Annotated in this window: 23 protein-coding genes; 20 read left to right on the forward strand and 3 right to left on the reverse strand. The window is 63.0% G+C overall.

Translation table 11 applies throughout. The features are described 5' to 3' along the window. Positions 1–2: 2 nt before the first annotated feature. From J2847_RS28900 to J2847_RS28910, 3 genes are read left to right on the forward strand one after another with little or no spacing between them, the layout of a single operon-like run. Positions 3–881, forward strand: a complete 879-nt coding sequence (locus tag J2847_RS28900) for a hypothetical protein (RefSeq protein ID WP_209782194.1) — start codon at positions 3–5, stop codon at positions 879–881. Positions 882–928: 47 nt separating this feature from the next. Further along, a complete protein-coding gene (locus J2847_RS28905; protein ID WP_209782195.1) occupies positions 929–1,909 on the forward strand; it encodes an exonuclease domain-containing protein in 981 nt (326 codons plus the stop codon). Position 1,910: 1 nt separating this feature from the next. Beyond that, positions 1,911–2,474, forward strand: a complete 564-nt coding sequence (locus J2847_RS28910) for a hypothetical protein (RefSeq protein ID WP_209782196.1) — start codon at positions 1,911–1,913, stop codon at positions 2,472–2,474. 36 nt (positions 2,475–2,510) lie between these two features. On the opposite strand, the gene J2847_RS28915 is transcribed toward J2847_RS28910, so the two are convergent. Next, positions 2,511–2,837, reverse strand: a complete 327-nt coding sequence (locus J2847_RS28915) for a ribbon-helix-helix domain-containing protein (protein ID WP_209782197.1) — start codon at positions 2,835–2,837, stop codon at positions 2,511–2,513. Between the two features lie 113 nt (positions 2,838–2,950). Here J2847_RS28915 and J2847_RS28920 point away from each other — a divergent pair, with 113 nt between their 5' ends. From J2847_RS28920 to J2847_RS28930, 3 genes are all read left to right on the forward strand, one after another. Next, entirely contained in the window at positions 2,951–3,856 is a 906-nt protein-coding gene (locus tag J2847_RS28920) for a DMT family transporter (RefSeq protein WP_209782198.1), read from the forward strand. Positions 3,857–4,081: 225 nt separating this feature from the next. Beyond that, a complete protein-coding gene (locus J2847_RS28925) occupies positions 4,082–5,155 on the forward strand; it encodes a helix-turn-helix transcriptional regulator (protein ID WP_209782199.1) in 1,074 nt (357 codons plus the stop codon). A 14-nt stretch (positions 5,156–5,169) separates the two neighbouring features. Then, positions 5,170–5,625, forward strand: a complete 456-nt coding sequence (locus J2847_RS28930) for a glycine-rich domain-containing protein (protein ID WP_209782200.1) — start codon at positions 5,170–5,172, stop codon at positions 5,623–5,625. A gap of 477 nt (positions 5,626–6,102) precedes the next feature. Here J2847_RS28930 and J2847_RS28935 read toward each other — a convergent pair whose 3' ends face one another. Together J2847_RS28935 and J2847_RS28940 are read right to left on the reverse strand one after the other, a co-directional pair. Continuing rightward, on the reverse strand, positions 6,103–6,621 hold the full coding sequence (locus tag J2847_RS28935) for a hypothetical protein (RefSeq protein WP_209782201.1): 519 nt from the start codon (positions 6,619–6,621) through the stop codon (positions 6,103–6,105). 11 nt (positions 6,622–6,632) lie between these two features. Further along, positions 6,633–6,953, reverse strand: a complete 321-nt coding sequence (locus J2847_RS28940) for a hypothetical protein (protein WP_209782202.1) — start codon at positions 6,951–6,953, stop codon at positions 6,633–6,635. Positions 6,954–7,498: 545 nt separating this feature from the next. Between J2847_RS28940 and J2847_RS28945 the strand changes: the two genes are divergently transcribed. The 14 genes from J2847_RS28945 (at position 7,499) to J2847_RS29010 (ending at position 14,940) form a co-directional block, all read left to right on the forward strand. Next, entirely contained in the window at positions 7,499–8,047 is a 549-nt protein-coding gene (locus J2847_RS28945; protein WP_209782203.1) for a phage regulatory CII family protein, read from the forward strand. Next, complete coding sequence (locus J2847_RS28950; RefSeq protein WP_209782204.1) at positions 8,047–8,247, forward strand: hypothetical protein; 201 nt, start codon at positions 8,047–8,049, stop codon at positions 8,245–8,247. The genes J2847_RS28945 and J2847_RS28950 overlap by 1 nt, the downstream gene beginning before the upstream one ends. Positions 8,248–8,324: 77 nt before the next feature. Further along, complete coding sequence (locus tag J2847_RS28955) at positions 8,325–8,501, forward strand: hypothetical protein (protein WP_209782205.1); 177 nt, start codon at positions 8,325–8,327, stop codon at positions 8,499–8,501. Further along, positions 8,498–8,998, forward strand: a complete 501-nt coding sequence (locus J2847_RS28960; RefSeq protein ID WP_209782206.1) for a VRR-NUC domain-containing protein — start codon at positions 8,498–8,500, stop codon at positions 8,996–8,998. Before J2847_RS28955 ends, J2847_RS28960 begins: the two co-directional genes overlap by 4 nt. Continuing rightward, positions 8,998–10,278 carry a DNA polymerase III subunit beta gene (gene dnaN / locus J2847_RS28965; protein ID WP_209782207.1) on the forward strand — a complete coding sequence of 427 codons (1,281 nt, stop codon included), beginning with the start codon at positions 8,998–9,000 and terminating at the stop codon, positions 10,276–10,278. Before J2847_RS28960 ends, dnaN begins: the two co-directional genes overlap by 1 nt. Before the next feature lie 11 nt (positions 10,279–10,289). Then, positions 10,290–10,553: a DUF2312 domain-containing protein gene (locus J2847_RS28970; RefSeq protein WP_209782208.1), complete on the forward strand. Its 264-nt coding sequence runs from the start codon at positions 10,290–10,292 to the stop codon at positions 10,551–10,553. Between the two features lie 2 nt (positions 10,554–10,555). Further along, entirely contained in the window at positions 10,556–10,825 is a 270-nt protein-coding gene (locus J2847_RS28975; protein WP_209782209.1) for a helix-turn-helix transcriptional regulator, read from the forward strand. Continuing rightward, positions 10,822–11,058: a hypothetical protein gene (locus J2847_RS28980; protein WP_209782210.1), complete on the forward strand. Its 237-nt coding sequence runs from the start codon at positions 10,822–10,824 to the stop codon at positions 11,056–11,058. The genes J2847_RS28975 and J2847_RS28980 overlap by 4 nt, the downstream gene beginning before the upstream one ends. Continuing rightward, positions 11,055–11,648 carry a hypothetical protein gene (locus J2847_RS28985; protein ID WP_209782211.1) on the forward strand — a complete coding sequence of 198 codons (594 nt, stop codon included), beginning with the start codon at positions 11,055–11,057 and terminating at the stop codon, positions 11,646–11,648. Before J2847_RS28980 ends, J2847_RS28985 begins: the two co-directional genes overlap by 4 nt. Further along, positions 11,645–11,914, forward strand: a complete 270-nt coding sequence (locus tag J2847_RS28990) for a hypothetical protein (protein ID WP_209782212.1) — start codon at positions 11,645–11,647, stop codon at positions 11,912–11,914. Before J2847_RS28985 ends, J2847_RS28990 begins: the two co-directional genes overlap by 4 nt. Then, a complete protein-coding gene (locus J2847_RS28995; protein ID WP_209782213.1) occupies positions 11,911–12,558 on the forward strand; it encodes an HNH endonuclease in 648 nt (215 codons plus the stop codon). The genes J2847_RS28990 and J2847_RS28995 overlap by 4 nt, the downstream gene beginning before the upstream one ends. After that, positions 12,555–13,124 (forward strand): MT-A70 family methyltransferase, encoded by a 570-nt coding sequence (locus J2847_RS29000; protein ID WP_209782214.1) that lies wholly within the window; start codon positions 12,555–12,557, stop codon positions 13,122–13,124. Before J2847_RS28995 ends, J2847_RS29000 begins: the two co-directional genes overlap by 4 nt. Further along, the gene (locus tag J2847_RS29005; RefSeq protein ID WP_209782215.1) at positions 13,121–14,302 is read left to right on the forward strand and encodes a DNA-methyltransferase; all 1,182 of its coding nucleotides are present in this window, start codon (positions 13,121–13,123) and stop codon (positions 14,300–14,302) included. Before J2847_RS29000 ends, J2847_RS29005 begins: the two co-directional genes overlap by 4 nt. Then, complete coding sequence (locus J2847_RS29010) at positions 14,299–14,940, forward strand: MT-A70 family methyltransferase (RefSeq protein WP_209782216.1); 642 nt, start codon at positions 14,299–14,301, stop codon at positions 14,938–14,940. The genes J2847_RS29005 and J2847_RS29010 overlap by 4 nt, the downstream gene beginning before the upstream one ends. Positions 14,941–15,150 lie beyond the last annotated feature (210 nt).

The raw sequence follows: 15,150 nt of genomic DNA on the forward strand, positions 1-15,150 counted from the left end.
TCATGTTCGCGATATATCGCGGTGAAGTCAAATGGAAAATCCGCGATTTATCGCGGATGCGACGGTTTGTCGATCTTGCCATAATCAGGTTGTGCGATCTGCTGATCGCTCGCTCTGAAGTGAGGTATGGTGGGATGGCTGAGCGGCGCAGGCTCGTCAGCGACTTAGCAAAACGACTGGAACTCGATTACGTCGGATTCGACCGCGTCAGATCGGCCCGCCAGGTCGTTCTGGTGCAAGTCGAGGAATACGAAACGACGGAGCGGGTCTACCGAGTGTCGCTGCGCTGCAGGTCGGTGGATGGTGGGCGGACGCTGAAGGATTTCCTCTCGAACCGCATCCTAGGCCTAGTCGATCTCGATACCGGCGAGTGTGTCAACGATATCCCGGCCTATCTCTGCGACCTGCTGGCCGAAGCTGGGGGCGAATTGCCACGGTACTGGCCAAGGCCGGAACACGACCCGATCCGCAGCACCTCATTGGGTGTGGCGTTCGATCGACACGGCTACGCAGTGGGTTGGGCGTTCGGGGTTCATTCGTCGTTCCGTAGCGCGCTGGACATCTTGTACTCTGCCGATTCGAAGTCGAGCAACGGCATCTGGACCCAAGGTATTCCGCCAAGATACGGCTTTGAGGTTGGCGACCTGATGCACTCGCCCGCCCCTTGGGGGCCGCAGACCCGGTATTCGGTTCAGGTTAAGTCACTGAATGACCAGGAGGTCACGGTATCGTTGATGGTTGTCAATGATCGTCGGGTAATAAGTTCACAAGAACTAACCATGTCGCAATCTGATTTTGCGGAGTTGCTGAGAATCGGCATTCCTCAACAGTCTGCAGTAGTTGCGGAGGCTGAGCATCATCTGGAACCCACAGCCCCATAGCCCTCCGCCGCGGTTATCGGATTAGGCCACTTTTTGAGATGGATGGCATGGGTGATACCGGTTGGATCAGCCGCCTTTTGAGGGCGAGGCAACGACGTTCAGCAGTCACGGTTGAGCCGCCACAGGCGGAGACGGAGACCGACTCGCTAAAGCGCTATGTGGTGATCGACTGCGAGACGACGGGCTTATCAACGGCCCGGGGCGACCGGATGGTTAGCTTCGCTGCCATCGAGATCCTTGGGGTAGAGCCATCAGGGCGCAGCTTAAGTCTGATCTTCAACCCTGGCCGAAACTCAGATCCTCGCGCCCGGAGCGTCCACCGGTTATCCGACCACCTGCTTCGCCATCAGTCGCCGTTCTCATCGAGCCGCGACATAATCCATGACTTCTTGGCGGATGCAGTCATCGTTGGACACAACGTCCAGTTCGATCTGTCATTCCTCTCTCACGAGTTCGCCCTATGCGGCTCCCGGTGGCATCAAGGCGCAAGCATCTGCACGCAGGAAGCATTCCAGGGATTGGGCATGGGGCGGGCGAGCTTAGATGCCGCAGCGGCGCATTTTGACATCGATATCTCCGCTCGCGCAGAATTCCACGGCGCCTTCATCGACGCGGAGATAACGAGCCAGCTTTTCCAAAGGATGGTGTTGGGGAAGGAGGTGGCGCGCGAAATTGCTCATTTGCCGCCGACTAACTTCGTGGAGCCCCCGCCTCTCGTGCAGAGCGCGGCAACCACCAAGGCGGGGCACGGTGTCCAGGGACTCGCCTTCGCCATAACCGGCGAGTTGACCAACATGACGCGCGATGAGGCAGCAGATCTGGTCGAGCGCCTCGGTGGCATATGGCACAAGGCCGTCAAAAAAGACACCGATTTCCTTGTGATCGGCCACGCGCCGGGAAATACGAAAATCGAGACAGCCGCCGCGCGACGGGCCAGGTATGGCAAGCCGGACAACATCGATGAAGCCCAGTTCTTACGTTTCATCGATTCGTCAGTTCAGGCCAATAATAATGTAAGGGTGAAGTAATATGGCGGCGACATTCGAAGATATTGGCCTTGATTTATTCATCGAACATTTTCTAGATGGAGTTGTAATCCCCAATCATTACAAGAAGAAAAAGAAGGAAAAATTAACTTCGATTCGAGAATCTGATCTTCTCCCTATTGCATTATCCAACGGTCGTGCCGCATTTTCCGCCAGAGTTGAGGCAGGCGAGCAGGTTTGGAATGTATCGTTTACGCAGCACAACCTGCGTGTTTGGGTGAATAAAAACTGGAACACAGAGGCCCCTACGGTAGAGGGCCCTGCCGTTCGATCGTCCATTGCGAAAGTGTTGGAGGAAATTAGAGTCAAACAATTCATGTCGCCCGAGCAATCGACATGGCTTCTTCAGAGTTTTTGGAATGGGGAGGAGAGCGCCGCCGGACCCAACCTTGTTGGTGGGAATCTGCCGGGGTGGTTTGAAGAATTGGCCGACCAGTCTCTCATTGTGCCGGCGTTAGGGATGCTTCGCTGGTGCCTGACGGTAGAGGGGAGTGAGGTGTTCGAAATCCTCCACCGCTCCGTCAGACGCCACGACGCCCCAACATGATCGGGCGGGGAGCTGCTCCAGCGACAACAGCCAGGGTCACGCTGCCGCTGCAATTTCAACCGGCAAGCTGGCGACCGGCGCCGGCTTGGTCGCGCGCCAGAACGCTGCAACAGGGTTGCCGCAGCCGTGCCCAGCGGCGTCATGGCCGTCATCGGTGGCCGCCTCCAGGAAGTAATGCGCGACGAAGATCCGGACTTCGCTGGCCAGGTTCGGAGCCGGGAACGCGTCGAGGCCGGAGATCAGGGCGCTGACCGTCACTCCTTCCTTGACCGCGATCTTGTCCAGCGCGCTCCAGATGATGGTCTCCAGGCGCATCGAGGTCCGCCGGCCGTTCACCATCACGTTCTTCATCACCAGAGCCATCACGACCTACCTTGCGAAACAGTTGCATTTGTCGGAGTTTCGATCCGCGAGAGGCGGCGTCGCAGTGAAGAACTTCACACGCCGCATACGGGACGATGCAGAAAACGAGGTGGATGGTGGGTGGTGCGACAAAAGGCGCGCTCTGGACGCTGGTATCGGCGCTTTCGTTCATGTGCGCGAACATCCTGATCAAGCACCTGTCCGCGAAACTGCCGGCGCTGGAGATGGCCTTGTTCCGGTCGGCCGGCGGCCTGCTGATGGCGTTCGTCGCCTGGCGCGCATTCCTGCACCTCCGCCAGCTCCGCGACCCGCAGTGGCACCTGACCCGCGCGGCGGTCGGCGCCGTCAGCCTGATGGCTCTGGTCCACGCCTACAGCTCCTTGCCCATCGCCCTGGTGACCGGCTTCATGTATGTCAGGGTCTTGTTGGTCATTCCGATGCAGCGGGTGATCCTGGGCGAATCCGCCGACCGCCGGGTCTGGATCGCCGCAGGCATCGGCATCGTCGGCGCGCTCATCGCCCTGTGGCCGCGCCTGGTCACCATCGGGACGCCGCATTGGAGCTGGGCGGTGGGCTCGCTGATCATCGCGGCCTTCGCGGGGGCGGGTAGCCAAATCTGCATGCGCCGGCTGGCCCGGACCAACCCGGCTACGGTGGTGGTCGCCGTGTCGGCGATCCTGATCAGCGCCATCGTCGCGATCCCGGCCAGCACCGTCGCCGTTGAGCCGCCGGCCGGCGACCTACCGTGGTTGATTGGCATGGCGCTGCTGTCCGCCTGCGCGCAGTGGGCAACCGTCCGCGGCTACAAGCATGCCTCCCCGGCGGTGCTGATGCCCGTCACCCTGGTTGACGTGCCCGTGGCGCTGGTCTCCGGCTACCTGCTGTTCGGCGAGGTGCCGACCGTGCACGCGGCGGTGGGAGCGGCGATCATCATCGCGGCGGCGGTCTACGTCACGCGGTCGAGTCGGCCCGAGTCGCGGCAGGCGACGGGCTCTTCTCCCGGACGGGTTCTCAGCTAATCGCAGCGCGCAAAGCCAACGTCATAACTTTTTTGGTGACGCCAGACCGCAACAAGACGTCGCCAGACCATCAAGATCCCAAAAATGGGACGTGGAGCATGTCCAGGTGAATAACATAGTATGCGCGCACCGAATGATGGTGAAAATCTCCTATTGTGACCCGTTTGGGTGATGCGCTCGGATGATTAGGTTGCTAGGCTTGCAGCAACTTAATTCAGCGAGGGCATGCCGATTATGGCGGCGCTTGATATTCCCGCAGATGCTCCGCCTTCCTTGTCGGAAATGGCTGCGCTCGCCGTCCGTCTCGGGTCGGGCGCCGTGGTCTTCAGCCCTGATGATCGGCTTGAGTTCGCCAGCGACCATTTCCGTCGGATGTATGAGTTCTGCGACTTCGGGCGAGGACTGACCTTCGACGACATCCTTCTGGCGTCGTTGGCAATGGAGGAGAGGGCCGGCTTCAAACTGCCGGAACCCCCCACGGAAAAGCTGGAACGTACCAAGCGGCGTCGCCGAGTGGAGCGCATGGAGTTTGTCCGTGAGTTCCCCGTGCCGTTGATGTGCTTGCATTGGATGCACCACAGCGGATGGTCCATCCAGATCAGGGCGGAGCCCAAGCACGTTGGCCTGTCGAGCTTCTTCGACGCCGACCTGCCTGCCTTCGGCCTTTTGGAGGCCCTTCGTCGTCGAGAAGAACTGTCCCAGCGCGCGGCCGTGCTGGACAGTATCGACCTTGCGGTTGCGGTACTCGGTCCAGAGGGGGGCGTCAGATATCAAAATGCTGCCTTTGCCGCCCTGGTTGATGCCTCTGATGGGTTGAGGATTGATGATGACGGGCACGTCTGCGCCGTGGATGCCGGTAGCGCTGACAGGCTTCAGGCGGTCATCGCCGCAGCGGCGTTTGGTCGGCCAAGCGCCAGACAAGTTGCCATGTGCCTCCCTCGCCAAAGGGGAGAGCCGCACGTCCTTTCGGTGTCCCGCGGTGTAGGGGCCTTGCTCGGATCGGCCGTCCTTATCATCGCTCCCATCTTGCTGGATGTGGGGACGCTGGCCAGCATCCTCTATCGCGACTTCGGCTTGACCCAAGCGCAGGCGGAGGTCGCCGCCCATGTCGGGGCAGGATTGTCGCCGGATGAGGCGGCTGAGGCTCTTGGGAAATCGCGCGACACAGCCCGCACTCAGCTCAAAGGTGTTTTCGCAAGACTTGGACAGAATATCGGAGGCAGGACGCAAGCCCGCCTTACGCGGTTCTCCGCGTTGCTGTCATCGATTTCCGGTGCCGCCCGGCAGCGCGGTTATTGAACAGGGGTTAGTCTATGAACATTGATGATGCTCTGAATGCAGTCGAGGCCATCGATATGAGCGTTCTGGTATCCGACTTGATCGAGAAGGGTACGGACAGGGCGCGTGCCGAACGCTCGGTGGCCCAATATCGTGAGTTCTTCGCCACATGCGCTGCTTACCCGGATGCACCTCTCGTCCCGACTCATCTGTGCGATCTTGCTTGGCACGCCCACATGCTCCGCCCCAGCAAGTATGCCAGGGATTGCATGGCGGTGCTGGGCCACATCATGGATCATGACCCCGGAGTCTATCGCACCGGGCCGTTCCAGGAGGCCTACGATCTGACGCGTAAGTTGGTTCCGTACGGACACCTGATGCCGGTCGACGCATATGCGCTGGAAAATGAGATGGCCGGGGCTGAGTGTTTCCGCGAACCGAATCAGCGGCCTGATCGCGAGGACCCACTGTACATCAAGTTCGACGCATAGCATCAGTCCGCCGACAGGCGGAGGCTACTAAGGCGGTGGGCGCCTTTTCGCTGCGATGGCTTTACCAGAGCCGTCACCAGAGAAACCAACGGCAATATGCCGGAGGCTGAACTCAACTCCACCCGCACCGCCGGACGGTAAGGGCAAGGATAGACTCAGGGGCGTCCATATGCCGAGTATCTTTTTGCGTTCGAATGTTGCCACTGAAGAGCAATCCTCGCTGTCGAAGCCTTGCGAGGAAATTTCGACCCCTGGCGAAAGGAGCGCTATTTCGCATGTATTCGGAGCACGTAGGCTGCGCCAAGGAAGCGCTCCTATCAATTCCCACAACGGATTTGCAAATAGATCCTAATCTTTAGGGTATTGATAGCTTGAGAGTGGAGTCGCATGTTATGCTAACGGAAGAAGAGCGCGAGTGGATTGTTAGCGAACTCGCAGAATTCATTCTGGATAAAGGCGTAAGGGGGGAGCGGATCATTATCCGCTGGATTCGTCTGCGGCGTCGCGCGGCTTCCTGCGGCGCTTCCTATTCGCCTGCAGCGCCTTTCCAGTTTCGATAGCTTCATCCCTGGAAGTCATTTTCTCTAATATTGCGTTGGCTGCTTGACGCGCACGTACTCTCTGCTCCCAGTCAGGTTCGCCATATTCAAGCAGTTCAACAACAGTCATTCCTGCCGCCTTAGCAATGGCGTGCAGCGTGGAGACCGTCGGATTGCCCCGCATTGCACTCCGAAGAGTGGACTCATTCTTACCCGCCATCTTCGCCCAGTTGTTAGGCGAATGGAGGCGGTCTCCATGGACCGACATAACGCGGTCAACCACTTCCCCAAGGTCGGGGCGGTCTGAGATTCTATCGTCTACCATGGCCGTATTATGGCGCGACCGCGAAAAATCGCGACCGCGCTCTATCGCGCTCTTCTGGCTCGAATGCGATTGACTAACCGCGATATATCGCGGCATTATAGAGCCATGCTTCATATCGACGAATGCGTCCATAAAATCTGTTCCTACGCGAAGGCTAAAGGCTGGAGCGCCGAGGAGTATGCGCGCGAAGCGGAGATCCCTCCGAGCACCGCCCGGGATGTGCTGAAGAACCGTGGGAACGCGACCCGGAAAACGCTGAGGGCGATGGAAGGTGTGGTGCCGCGCGACTTCGAGGCGCCGGCAGGCGACGTCTCGCCCGAAGGCGAGGACTCATAGATGCCGATCCTCGCTTCCCCGATCCAACCCACCAAACAGAGGACGGCCGAAAGGTCGAGGCTTTCATGGGCAGCATGAACCAATTCGTCTGCGCCGTTGCCGGCTTCGTTGCCCGTGTCGGTGTTCAATGGGATGGGTGCCTCACCCAACCAAAGGTCAGGGAAGCTTTCAGCCTCCCGGCTTGGTCGCCGACCTGGCGCCACTGGCTTCTACTTGCGCCCATTCCCAACGCCTGTGACCGGCTGCCCGGCGAAAATGGCTTCGGCGAGCGGCATCGCGGCGGAGCCGAGGAGGTGAGCGTCCTGGCTTCCTAACTCGGCTCGCAGATCTCCCTCGGCTTCGTGCGCCAGAACGGTCCGTTCGCCGCCCGCATCATGCGTCAGGCTTCCAACCCAGGCGCACAGCAACCCCAGCTTACCACGTGGCCAGCATACCGGGCCGGTGGCGGGATAGGGGAGGGCGCAGAAGGTCGGGGCACCAAGGACAGGATGGGTAACGCCTACCGCCAATTTGGGGCTCCGGTTGGGTGGTGGGAAAGGTGAGCGGGAAGGGTGGTCAATTCCTCCGCCGCTCACCGGCCGCACCGCGGTGGGGACGCGAGGCGGCGATTCGATGGGCTCATCATTTCGCCAAAATGGCGAGTGCGAAACTTATAATGCACGGGGTTGGTTATATGAGAACCAAATGCGAACCTTCCGATGCTGATCTGACCGACCCGGTTCTCAAGATCAAGCACGCGTTCCGCATGCTGGTGAAGCAGGCCGGCGGCGTCGAGGCTGCGGCGGCCGAAGTCGGCATCAGCATCGCGTCGATCTCCAACTACACCAACCCGAACAAGCCGGACCAAGTCCGTGTCGACGTCATGCACGCGCTGGAGCGGGCCATCGGCGACCCGGTGATGCTTCGGGTGCTGGCTGACCTGCACGGCTTCGAGCTGACCCCGAAGGCCCCGGCCGACGGGGACGATCACCAGGGGCTCGACATCCATCTCCCGGACAGCATGGACGTGACGCTGAAGGCCGCCGAGATCGGGCAGGCCCTGGCCGATGCGATCGAGCGCGGGGTGATGACCGAGGAGACGGCTCTCCGCATCGAGGACCGGTGCGGTCGGATCGTGAGCCGCGCCGTGAAGATGCGCGATGTCGCTGCCCGCATCCGGGCCATCGTCAAGAAGAGCCGGAAGCCGTGGTCCTTGCGTGCCCGCGTCAAGGGAGGCGAGTGATGGACGGCATCACGAATTCCAAGCCGGCGACGGGCAGCGCGGTGTCTGCCGAAGCGACCCGCCAGCCAAAGTTTCACGGCGCCGCCCGCGGTGCTGGTGGCCACGCCCACATGCTGGCTGTCGACCTGCCGAGCGAGCTGGGCGGCGACGCGATCGCGTCCGAGTGGGGCGGGCCGCAGTTCCAGGTGAACAAGCAATGAGCGCCGCCCCTCGCCGCAATCCCTCTCACGGTTCCCCCTGGAGCCGGAGCAACGGGAACCTGTTTCGGTTCGAGCGTGTGCGTCACGACTATGATGACCGCACGGTCCCTGCCGACATGCTGGAGCAGATCCGCAGCTTCACCGGCAAGGTGCAGCAGTGCCCACCCTCCGCCTACGCCTCGCAGTTTGGTCAGGCCCTGTCGTCGACCGGCACCGCCGGTGGGCGCGTCCATGGGAAGGGCAGGGTGCGATGACCAAGCGCGGCGGAACCGTCAGCCTTGCCGACCTCGCTCCGGCCTACCAGGACCGGGCCATCCGGATCCATGCCGGCGTGATGGAGGGGGAGAAGGCTCTGAAGCAGGGCCGGCGGAGCGCGCTGCTGCGGAAGGAATCGGAGGACGCTTTCAACATCGTGGTGGAGCGCTTCCTCACCTATGCGCTTCCGCCCTTGGACACGTGGTTCTGCCACATCCCGAACGAAGGGAAGCGGAGCAAGGCCGAGGGCGCCAAGCTGAAGGCCAAGGGGATGAAGAAGGGGGCGGCTGACCTGCTCCTCATCCACCTCGGTCGGGCTTTCATGCTCGAACTCAAGGTCACCGGCGGGAAGGTCTCCGCCGACCAGGCGCTGTGCCATGCCGACGTGCGCCGAGCGGGTGCACCGGTGGCCGTCGCCTTCACCCTCACCGAAGTTGAAACCGCCCTGCGCACCTGGGGAATCCCGCTGCGCGGCACTGCGCAAGGATTCGCCTGATGAACGCCACCGTGAAGGAGCGGCCCCGCGCCGACCATGGCACCGTCTCCAACCTGATGCCGTCCGTGACCCTCGATGCGCAAGCGCTGCGCAAGGCGGTCGAGGCCGTCGCCCCGGCAATGGACCTGCGTTCGGCCAATCCGCTCCTCGCGCACATCGCTTTCGTCGTGGAGGCCGAGGGGGGCGTTACGGTTCGTGCGACCAATGAGGATTCGAGCCTGGACGTGACGTGCGACGTCCGTTCGGCCGAGGGTGCCGTGCCGTTTGCAGCCGCGATCTCGGGACGCACGCTGACCAAGCTGCTCGCCTCAGTGGGGCCGTCGCCGATCACGATGTCGCTGACGACCAACGGGGTTGTGCTTCAGTGCGGAGACCTGTCGGGCCGGATCCCGGTGTTGCCGATCGCTGACTTCCCCGCCGTTATCCATTCCGTCTGCGATCGCCCCTTCGAGATGCCGGCTGGCGATCTCGTCCAGCTGCTGGAAACAGTGCAGCACGCCATCTCGACGGAGGAAACCCGCTACTATCTCAACGGCGTACACATCCATCGCAGGGACGGCAAACTGGTCGCCGCGGCGACGGACGGCCATCGAATGGCGATCGCAAGCCTCGCCACTCCGGTGGACGGGACGCATCCAGACCTCGACGCCGGTGTCATCCTTCATCGCAAGGCGGTGAAGCATCTGCTGCGGCTGCTGGCCGTGTTGCCCGACACCGTCGCGGTTGTGGTGCGACTGAGTTCGGACCAGCCCGCGAACGGTCGGAGGATCGGTGGGCGGCCGAGAATGGCCTTCTCCTGGTCTCATGGTGACATGCAAGTCCGTGTCGACTGCGGCCTGATCGATGGCACCTTCCCGGACTATATCAAGGTCATTCCGCAGACCTTCACCCGGCAGTGCGTGGTCTATCGCTCGTTCCTTCGCCGGGCGGCGCATACCCTGCTGAGCGTCCTGGGCGAAGTCCGGGACAGGCCCGACGGCAAGCCTTGGCTGAAGCTCTTGTTCGTGCTCGACAAGACCTGCCTCCGGCTGTCCGGCTCGTCTGAAGAGCACGGGGATCTCACGACGAGGGTAACCGTCGCCAGTCAGGACGCGGTCGAGACCGGATTCAATGCCCGCTATGTCGTCGAATGCATGGATGCGTTCGAGTGCGACGCGGTGGCCGTCAAATTCAACGATGCGCGCGAACCTTTTGTTCTTGAGGCTGCCGAGGATGGGCGTGTGACCCAGGGGCGGGAGCGCGTCTCGCTGCTCCAAGTCCTGATGCCGGCTCGGGTCTGAGGAGCAACGCGATGGGCGGCATCCACGACAACAGCGTTGAAGGCATTGCGGCGGATCGCCTGAAATCCTTCGTCGAGCGCATCGAGCGCCTGGAGGAGGAGAAGAAGGGTCTGCAGGAGGACGTCAAGGAGGTCTACGCCGAGGCCAAGGGCACCGGTTTCGACACCAAGATCATCCGCCAGATCATCCGCCTGCGGAAGATGGACAAGGCCGACCGCCAGGAGCAGGAAGCCATCCTTGAGCTGTACAAGGAAGCCCTGGGCATGGTGGAGTGACCATGTCGGCCGGCGGCGATCTCCTCACCATCATCAACGCTCTGGTCGTGGCGCGCATCAAGCGCGGCCTGACGCAGGAGCATCTTGCGCAGAAGCTCGGCGTCACCCGCCAGTGCCTGTCGGCGTGGGAGAAGCTCACCAACTTTCCGCCGAGCGACAAGCTGTTCGCCTGGGCGAAGCTGCTGGGCATTCGCTTCGTCGCCATGGACCTGGACAATCCATTCCAAGACGCAACGGAGAATTGCGCGACGGAAACGGCGGTGACCGCATGAAGCCCGCCATCATCCAGCACGTCGAAGCGCCTTGCCCGAGCGGAGCGGTTTCGCTGCTGCGCGGACGAGCGGTCCGCATCATCCGCTCCGCCGGCACCGACGCTGCGGCGCCGGTGATCGTCGAAGAGCTGCAAGCCGTCGGCGTGGCGCTGCCGGGTCAGCTCGGGATCTGGCCCGCCGCCGAGGTGGCGAAGGGGCTCGGCAACCTCACGAAGGTCCGGAGGAAGGCATGACCAAGCGCGCCAGCAATTCGCAGAACTCACAGGGTTGCCCACAGGTGCCAGCCTTCATTCGTCGCTCCGGAACCCTGGTCGCCCGCATCGAGGCATCGCTTCCGGCCTGCATGCTGAACATGCTGGTTCGGACGTTGCTCGATACGGTGTCGCTGAACCCGCGCCAACGAGCGTTCTACAAGACGCTGATGCCAGATCTGGTCTCGGCCGTCGACGGACCGTTCATGACCGAGGCGCGGCCGATCCGCGAGCGCCTGGCGGAGATCGCCTCGGGTGTGGCGCGCTACGCGATCACGCGGAACGGAATCGCCAAGGATCCGCTGCCGGTGCTGCTGGGCGTCATGTTCTGGATGGAGCCGGTGGTGGACGGCCACATCGCTCTTCCGCATCAGGGCCCGGCCCTCCCGCGCGTCTACCAGCTCCTCTGCCAGGAGGTGCTGCACATGCTGGCGGTGGAGCGGAACGCCGAAGACATCCTGCTCTGCGCCGACATGGGCGATTGCATCGTGCCAGTCATCCAGCAGCGGCTGGAAGGACTGGGGTTCTTCATCGGTGCGACCAGCGACGCCGCCGAGGCGGTGGCAGCATGAACACCGGCGCCCCACCGATTTTCCCGAACGAAACCGACCTGCTGCAGGCGACGCCGGCCAGTACGGCGCCGGTGGGCGCCAGCCTTCCGGTGATCATCGCTACCGCCGGCATGCCCGACGGCGCGACGGCCGAAGCGTGCGACTGCGCCCGCGTCGCCCTGGACACGCTGTTCTGTCGCGCCTGGATCGAGCGCCGGCTTGCCGCTGATGGCCCGCTGTTCCGCAGGACCGTCGTCGGCGATCGCATTGCGGAGGCCGTTCGATGAGCGTCGCAATGGAAATCCGTGACGATCACCGGCGTCCGCCGCTCCCGCACTGGCATGCCGCCGGCAAGGCCTGTCGCTGGTGCGGCTCGGACGATGGCGGCACCGACCAGTTCGGTGGCCACGAATACGCCGTCGGCGGCTACTGGCACGAGGCCTGCCTCACCGCCTACGCCACCGCCGTCAGCAGCAAGGCGCAGCGGCTCTTCGTCGAAAAGCGCGATCTCGGCCTGTGCGCCGGCTGCGGCGCGAACGCGGAGCGCGCCATGTTTCACGCCATGCAGAACGATCCGAACCCGCCATTCTACGGCTGGGAGGTGGTTCGCGTCATGAAGCGCTGGATCGATCCGGAGTTCCACTGCGTCGCCAACAGCACCTGGTTCCGACGCGCCCCGGCACCGGCCGGCGTGGTCGAGAAGCTGCCGCCGTGGATGACGTGGGAGGCGGACCACATCGTCCCGCTCTGGTCCGTCGACCGCACCCTGCCGTGGGAGGAACTCCAGCGATTCTGGTCGCTCGACAACCTCCAGACCCTTTGCAGCCGCTGCCACAAGCGCAAGTCCGCCAGGGAGGCAGCCGAGCGCGCGGCGCTGAAGCGCGGACCGGATGCGCAAATGGGCCTGCTGCTGACCGGGAGCGCGGCATGACCTTGGTGAACTGGCATTTCGGCGACCTTCGGCCCAACCACTACGGCGTGATCTACGCTGATCCGCCCTGGTACTTCGGCACCTTCTCCGACAAGGGTCGCGACCGCTCTGCGGCGTACGATTGCATGTCGCTGGAAGCGATCAAAGCCCTGCCGGTGGCCGATCTCGCCGCGAAGGATTGTGCGCTCCTGATGTGGGCCATTGACCCGATGCTGCCAGAAGCCTTCGAGGTGCTGAGCGCCTGGGGGTTCCGCTACAAGACCGTGGGCTTCTACTGGGAGAAGTTGAACGCCGACGGCACGCCTTTCACCGGGCTGGGCTACTGGACACGCGCCAATCCCGAACAGTGCCTTCTGGCAACGCGCGGCAAGCCGAAGCGGCTGGCCCGAGATGTTCGCCGGCTGATCCGCGCGCCGCGGCGCGCGCATTCCCAGAAGCCCGACGAAGTCCGAACCCGCATCGAGCGACTGCTGCCTGGTCCCTATTGCGAGCTCTTCGCCCGGACCCGGCCGGATGGCTGGGACGTCTTCGGAAACCAAACTGATCGGTTCGAGGTGGCGGCATGACGGTCAAAATTCTCATTGGTGACTGCCGTGAGCGGCTGACCGATCTGCCGGACGCCTCCGTGCAGTGCTGCGTCACCAGTCCTCCGTATTTCGGTCTGCGCGACTATGGCGCAGACGGTCAAATCGGTCTGGAGCCGACACCGGAGGAGTTTGTCGACGCCATGGTCGCGGTGTTCCGCGAGGTGCGGCGCGTCCTACGGGACGACGGCACCCTGTGGCTGAACCTTGGCGACAGCTACGCCAATGATGGAAAGTTCGGCGGAGCCACCGGGGGCAAGCACAGCAAGTGGCTCCATGGTGGGGAGACCCGGATCGGGCGCGAGAAGCGGCGGACAGGCCTGAAGCCGAAGGATCTTATCGGGGTCCCGTGGCGCGTGGCCTTCGCTCTCCAGTCTGATGGCTGGTATCTGCGTTCTGACATCATCTGGCACAAGCCGAATCCGATGCCGGAGAGCATCAACGATCGGCCGACGAGCGCGCACGAGCACGTCTTCCTCCTGACCAAGAGCGATCGCTATTTCTACGATGCAGATGCAATCCGAGAGAATGCTGAGGGGGCGGAGGATGCCGGCAAAGGCAAGTCGCGATACAACTTCAAGCGTTCGGGGTCGAAACGCGGGGTGCCGCTGACGCCAGATGCAAATTGCGGAACGCACCGGTCTGACCGGATGGCGACGGATGTCGCGCCAACCCGGAACGCTCGCAATGTTTGGACCATCGCAACCCGGCCGTTTGCGGAGGCGCACTTCGCCACCTTCCCGCCCGATCTTGCCGAAATCTGCATCAAGGCAGGCTCCTCGGCCCGTGGCTGCTGCGCATCCTGCGGCTCGCCATGGGGGCGTGTTCGTGGCGAGCCTGTGCCTGTCGAAGGCCGAGGCGCTGGGAATGGCTTCGTCCGACCTGAGCGGCTGACGATGGGGGGGCGGGGCGTAGAGGAGGCGTGGACGCCGACGGACCGCCCAACGGTTGGCTGGCGCCCCTCATGCTCCTGTGCGGAGGCTGAACCCATGCCCTGCGCAGTCCTGGATCCCTTCGGAGGCGCCGGCACCACCGGTCTCGTTGCCGATCGGCTCGGTCGCAACGCTATGCTCATCGAACTGAACCCGGAGTACGCCGCCATGGCGGAGCGACGGATTCGTCGCGACGCTGGTCTGTTCGCACAGACGGAGGCGGCATGAAGCGCCAACCCAGCCCCGCCGCAGAATTGACCGAGTTCGCCGAAGGTCGTCGTTATGCCACCATCATGGCGGACCCCCCGTGGCGGTTCATGAATAGCACCGGGAAGGTCGCGCCGGAGCACAAGCGCCTGTCCCGCTACAGCACGATGGCGCTGGAGGAGATCTGTGCGCTGCCGGTGGCGGACATCACCGCGTCGACCGCGCACCTTTACCTCTGGGTCCCGAACGCCCTGTTGCCGGAGGGCCTGCGCGTCCTTACCGCTTGGGGGTTCGAGTACAAGACCAACCTCGTCTGGCACAAGGTACGCCAGGACGGCGGCTCCGACGGGCGCGGGGTGGGCTTCTACTTCCGCAACGTGACGGAGCTGCTCCTGTTCGGCGTGCGCGGCAAGAAGGCCCGCACGCTCGATGCCGGCCGCCGCCAGGTCAACCTGTTCGCGACGCGCAAGCGCGAGCACAGCCGGAAGCCGGACGAGCAATACGACCTGATCGAGGCGTGCAGCCCCGGTCCTTACCTGGAAATGTTCGCGCGATTCCCGCGCGCCGGCTGGTCGCAGTGGGGGGATCAAGCCCCTGACGATGCGACGGCGCTGGATCCGCTTCTCCTGAATCCCTGCCAATTGGAGGTCGCGCTGTGACGGCCCGAAGCAGTTTCCTCACTCCTGAGCAGCGGGCGGCCGAACTGTTTGGCCCATGCACATGCTCTGTCGAATTTACGTCGTGCGATAGGACGGCTCCTGATTGTGCTCGTTGTAATTGGTCTGCCGATGTTGCGTCCATCATCGCCGATGCGGTGGCGGCCGAGACTGATCGGTGCACCCATGGCCGCGAGCAAGCGCACCGGCATA

Source organism: Azospirillum agricola (assembly GCF_017876095.1).
Classification (GTDB): domain Bacteria; phylum Pseudomonadota; class Alphaproteobacteria; order Azospirillales; family Azospirillaceae; genus Azospirillum; species Azospirillum agricola.